At 46.7% G+C, this 4,134-nt stretch carries 4 protein-coding genes; 2 read left to right on the top strand and 2 right to left on the bottom strand.

Translation table 11 applies throughout. The features are described from left to right. Nucleotides 1–11: 11 nt before the first annotated feature. Nucleotides 12–278: a hypothetical protein gene (locus ABYW01_RS15680; RefSeq protein ID WP_372834434.1), complete on the bottom strand. Its 267-nt coding sequence runs from the start codon at nt 276–278 to the stop codon at nt 12–14. 244 nt (nt 279–522) lie between these two features. On the opposite strand from ABYW01_RS15680, the gene ABYW01_RS15675 reads away from it, so the two are divergent. Beyond that, nucleotides 523–1,170: a methyltransferase gene (locus ABYW01_RS15675; protein WP_372834431.1), complete on the top strand. Its 648-nt coding sequence runs from the start codon at nt 523–525 to the stop codon at nt 1,168–1,170. A 206-nt stretch (nt 1,171–1,376) separates the two neighbouring features. Beyond that, nucleotides 1,377–1,919, top strand: a complete 543-nt coding sequence (locus tag ABYW01_RS15670) for a hypothetical protein (protein WP_372834429.1) — start codon at nt 1,377–1,379, stop codon at nt 1,917–1,919. Nucleotides 1,920–1,990: 71 nt separating this feature from the next. Here the strand turns inward: ABYW01_RS15670 and ABYW01_RS15665 are convergent, their stop codons facing one another. Then, complete coding sequence (locus ABYW01_RS15665) at nt 1,991–3,937, bottom strand: putative bifunctional diguanylate cyclase/phosphodiesterase (protein ID WP_372834427.1); 1,947 nt, start codon at nt 3,935–3,937, stop codon at nt 1,991–1,993. Nucleotides 3,938–4,134 lie beyond the last annotated feature (197 nt).

Raw genomic sequence — 4,134 nt, 5'->3', positions numbered from 1 at the left:
CTGATGATTATTTATTCCTTCTTATCTTTTGACCGGCGCTTGATCTCGGCTTCAAGTGTTTTGACTTCAGATGCGTCCAGCCATTTTTCGATCCATTCCTGAATTTCGGACCGCTTGTGCGTTGTTTTGGTCCATGCTTTATATGATTTTAGGTGCTCTTTGGAGACAGAGTTCTTATTATCACCGTCAATGCAGCTCACCGGAAAGGTTGGATTTTTCTTGAATTGACGTTCGATCCAGCCAACTACAATTTCCTTGTCTTGTTTCTTGAACTTCATCACTGACCTCAGATGATTCTTGCTTTTTGGTGTTGGTAATTGCGCCGCCATTCTAACGAACGAGGACCATAAATCTGTTACAGATTTATGGTAAAGCGAGATTAGGTCAAAAATTTACAAGGATGTTATTTGGCGTTCCTAGGATAAGTGGGATAGAGAATAGTGTAAGCTGTAGTTAACCACAGCATTTTCCTTGTGAAAGCGAGCGATCTGCTTCCCATGTTTTTAACACAGGTATGCAGAAATGACGTTACGCGTATGCTATAGCACGCATGAATTTGATGAAGTGGATATCCACCTACGTACCTTACGAAATAATCAGGAATTTGACGACAAGGATGGCGTAGCGGAAAAGCTGGGTATCTCATCCGCTTCCTGGCCAATTTTTGGTGTGGTGTGGCCTTCAGGGCAGGTACTGGCCCATCATATCTTTAAATCTGATTTTGCGGATAAACGTATCCTCGAAGTCGGGTGTGGTATCGGCTTAACCAGTTTACTACTTAACCATCTTCACGCTGATATAACCGCCACCGATTATCACCCAGAAGTAGAGAATTTCCTCCTTAGAAACTCCCGCCTTAATCAGGATGAAGTTATTCCTTTTGTACGTACGGGCTGGACTGATAAGAAGAGTGAGCTCGGGGAGTTTGACTTGATTGTTGGCAGTGATCTGCTGTACGAGGATGAGCATATTGATATGCTTGCTGCATTTGTTAAACAGCATTGTAAACCCCATTGCGACATCATTTTGGTTGATCCAGGACGTGGCCGGCACGCTAGATTTAGCCGGCGAATGGAGGCACTTGGCTTTACGCTTTATACGAAAAAGCCCACGCAGATTGATTATCTGGATAAGCCTTTTAAAGGCGTGATTTTGAGATATGTGCGTTAAGATAAGGTCCGGTTTGAAGTAATCTAGTGTGCCACTTATAGGGGATGGTGGTCGGGATTTGATAAGGTAATATAGTGTTTAGATCGATGTATGGAGTTTCTCGATCTTGAGTGATCAGGATGATCATCTCTGTAGTTAGCTGTGCGTTGCAGAGAGTATCGAGAGTTTGCCGGTGTATCTGGCATGTCAGGAAAAAGGATTTTCCGATGCGTTATTCAGTCATGATTTTTCTGCTGTTTTGCCCGCTTTGCAATGCGGAAGGTGTTGTCAGTCGTACAGTACTGGGTGGGTTTATAAGGCTGGAGCTCCCTGTTAAATTTGCCCGGATGTCCGAATATCACTTACGGATCAAGTATCCCGGCTCGCGTCCGCCGACCGAAGTGTATAGCAACTCAAACGGTGCGGTCAGTATTGCCTTTAACTACACGCGTAATGCTATTCACCCTTCTCAAATCGCTGAAGTTCACGCCATGATGTCTGCCTCTTTTCGTCGGCGCTATCCTTATGCACGTTGGTTTAGAAGCGTAGTGATTGAAAAGTTTGGAACGAGCGTGTTTGTGATGGAGCTGATGACACCAGCCGTAGATACCGAGGTTCATAATATTATCTATGGCATTCCACTTAAGGGGCGTTTATTGCTGGTTTCGTTTAATGCGACGGCGGCAGAGGCTGAACGATGGCTGGATGTTGGAAAGCGTATCTTTGACACAATGCAGTTCCCGGACTCGGAAGCCCGGATTATGCGCTAAGCCTAATATGTACTAATAGTGTATTAGATACGCTAAAGATATCATTAATATACGTTGCGAGAGTGATTAACTTAACTCAATGTGTAGGTTTGACGCTCTTCTAGCATCTGTTTAGCGTCCTGCTGTTCCATCGGGCGGCTGATCAGATAGCCTTGTGCTGAGTCACAGTCATGGTCCGCCAGCAGGGCCAGCTGCTCGGTTGTTTCGACGCCCTCTGCGATAACACTCAGTCCAAGATTATGGGCCATGGTAATGGCGGCGCAGACGAGCTCAAGGTCAGCTTGGTCATGGGTGATGTCCCGGACAAAACTCTGATCTATTTTCAGTACATCAAATGGGTAGTTACGCAGGTAACTCAATGATGAGTAACCGGTACCAAAATCATCCATGGCGATGATAATTCCGGCATCGGTGAGTTCATCCAATGCCTTTTCAATAAAGCCATGACCACTCATCAAGACGCCTTCGGTGATTTCCAGCTCCAGACAGTGTTGTGGAAAGCCACTTTTCGCGATGCTTTGTTTGATGTGGCTGATCAGGTTCGGGTCACGGAACTGTCGTGGTGACAGGTTAACCGCCATAGAGAGTTCTCGCTGGAATTCGTTATACCAGGCAGCACCTGTTGCGAGGGCCTCTTGCAGGACAAACTCCCCCAGAGGAAGAATAAGTCCGGTATGCTCGGCTACCGGTATAAATTCCCCGGGAGATACCTCTCCCAAGGTTGGGTTGCGCCAGCGAAGTAATGCTTCGAAGCCGGTGATTTTGCCACTTTTAACATCGATTTTGGGCTGATAGCAGACGCGAAACTCATGGCGGGCCAAGGCTCCGTGCATCTGTTCCTCCAGCAGCAACCTTCGGGATACATCCCGATTCATTGCGCTGGTGAAGAATGCAAAGGTATTTCGACCCGCTTCTTTGGCATGATACATCGCTGAATCTGCACATCTCAGAAGATCTAAGCGGTCTTCTCCATCTTCTGGATAAATGGCGATGCCTGCTGTGGCAGTCAGCAGTAGCGCGCGGCCATCAATACTGAATGGGTGGCGAAAGCAGTTGATCAGATTTTCTGCGACAGGGACGACATCATCTGCAGTACTAATATTGTCCAGTAATACAATGAATTCATCTCCCCCCAGGCGACCGACTGTATCGCCTTGTCGTACGGCTCCTCGCAGGCGCTTGCTTGCTTCGATTAACAACTTGTCTCCGGTTGCATGACCGAGTGAATCATTGATTTTCTTGAAATCGTCCAGATCCAGATAGATCACGGCAACACGATGTTTGTGGCGGCTTGCTGTACTGACAAATTGCTCTAGCTGGTGCTGGGCAAGAAATCGGTTCGGCAGGTTGGTCAGACTGTCAAAGTGTGCCTGATGGCGGATGCGTTCTTCCTGTTGTTTGCGCTCGGTAATATCTCGCGATACGCCTAAGACTCCGATCACATTTCCTTTGGCGCCATACAATGGGGTTTTTATGGTTTCCAGCGTTTCCTGATGTCCGTCGTCCGCATAGGTAACAACTTCTTCGTTGCTGTGTGGCGCTCGCATATTAATCGCGAGGAGGTCGTTCTCCCGGAACAGATCAGCCAGCTCTTTATCCACAAAATCATAGTCAGTTTTGCCAACAATTTCGGCTTCTTTCGCCCCGAAAAACCGTTCAAACTTTGAATTGCAGGCGATATATGTTCCGTCCGTCGCTTTCAGCCAAACCAGATCGGGAATGGTTTCTACTAACGTACGTTGGTAGGCCAGACTTTTCTGGTGGAAGCGTATCGAACGGCGTACTAACCAAAAGACCAGCAGGGTTGTAATGACAATAAAGAACAGTCCTTTATAAGTCTGTGCGGTAGACAGTGTTTCCACGTTGCTGGTTAGGGCTTCGATCGCTTTGTCTGAAAGGATGACCCAGAGAATGGAAAACAGGCAGTACAATGCGGCAATTTTTATCGCTGGACGATAACTCAACTGATGTTCGCTGGGGATTTTGTATGGGGCGGGGTCCGATAATCGGAACTTCATGTCAGCACATTCTCTATGGATGAGTTATGTCTCTGGCATCGTGCTTAGGCGGAATGCGACGAATAGCCTGTTTGATGCAGTGAGCATTTTAGAGCGACAACGATAACAAAGTGATTTGCTGAATAGTATTTTAACTGTGAAATTTATTGATATACGTTCAAGATTTCAGAACGCTGAAGGAGAGGACGCTGATGAAT

The organism is Pontibacterium sp. (assembly GCF_041587635.1).
In the GTDB taxonomy this organism is placed as follows: domain Bacteria; phylum Pseudomonadota; class Gammaproteobacteria; order Pseudomonadales; family Balneatricaceae; genus Pontibacterium.
This window is presented reverse-complemented; position numbering and strand designations above follow the sequence as displayed.